Source organism: Neptunitalea chrysea (genome assembly GCF_027924145.1).
Classification (GTDB): Bacteria; Bacteroidota; Bacteroidia; order Flavobacteriales; family Flavobacteriaceae; genus Neptunitalea; species Neptunitalea chrysea.
Genome location: NZ_BRVP01000064.1, coordinates 1 through 959 on the forward strand (window position 1 = coordinate 1; position 959 = coordinate 959).

General features: G+C 36.4%; 1 protein-coding gene. It reads right to left on the reverse strand.

Features of this window, described 5'->3' with window-relative positions; genetic code table 11:
• Window positions 1-62: 62 nt before the first annotated feature.
• On the reverse strand, window positions 63-959 hold an 897-nt coding region (locus NBRC110019_RS16695; RefSeq protein WP_281756604.1), incomplete at its 5' end, for a T9SS type A sorting domain-containing protein.

Genomic DNA, 959 nt, shown 5'->3' on the forward strand with positions numbered 1-959 from the left:
GTGCTCTTTCATTAAAAATATATGTTGTTTATGAGGTAATTTAATGCGAAATCGCTAATAAATTACTCTTTTACAATTTTGATAACCTTTAAGGTTTCTCCAATCATCACTTTCACAATATAGTTACCCGATGCAAGTTCATGCATTTTCACGGTGTACTCATTGGTTTCAGGAGTAAGGTATACTACCTTTTGTCCTAACATATTAAATATTTCTATGGAATATATTGGCTTGTTTGCCTGTAAGTTTAATAAGTTATGGTTCACCGGATTAGGGAAGTAGTTAAAGTTGATGTTTTCATTTTTGTCAACACGTGTAGTGTAGGTATCAATTATTTCAATACCAAAAGTACCTTGTGTAGCCGATCCTGCATCAACTTGAACATAGTAAGTTTCGCCGGCTATTAATAATGGATTTGTACTTCCATTAAAATTGATAACACCATTGAGAGTAACCATAGTACCTCCATCTTGAGCACATGCAACAGGAGTAGGTAATGAACTAAAGTCAGCACAGTTTACAGCCGAAGCCATATATACTGCTATTTCGGTGTCGTTAAGTGTGCCTCCTGTAATATCAGTGGTAACTTGTACTTCTCCACTTGTAGGAGCTGTAAAGCTAAACCATACCGAACCATCGATAGTACCATTGAAACAAGATGGAATGGTTTCATTAGTTTCATCTGTAGCATCAACTGTAGTGTAAGCATCACCAGCAGTAGTACCTGATGTACTAGCATCTAATACGGTTAAGTCAATTACATTACAAATATTGTCGTTAACCGGAGGTATAGGACATGTATAGGTATAAGTTCCCATATCAACATCACAAGTAGCATCTGTACCATGTTCTAAGGTAAGGTTTATAGATGAAGCATCAGCAAATGGTCCTACTTGCATAGTACCTGTAGCGGTTACATTCCAAGTATTTGTACCATCTGTTATAGCAGGTGTTCCGTT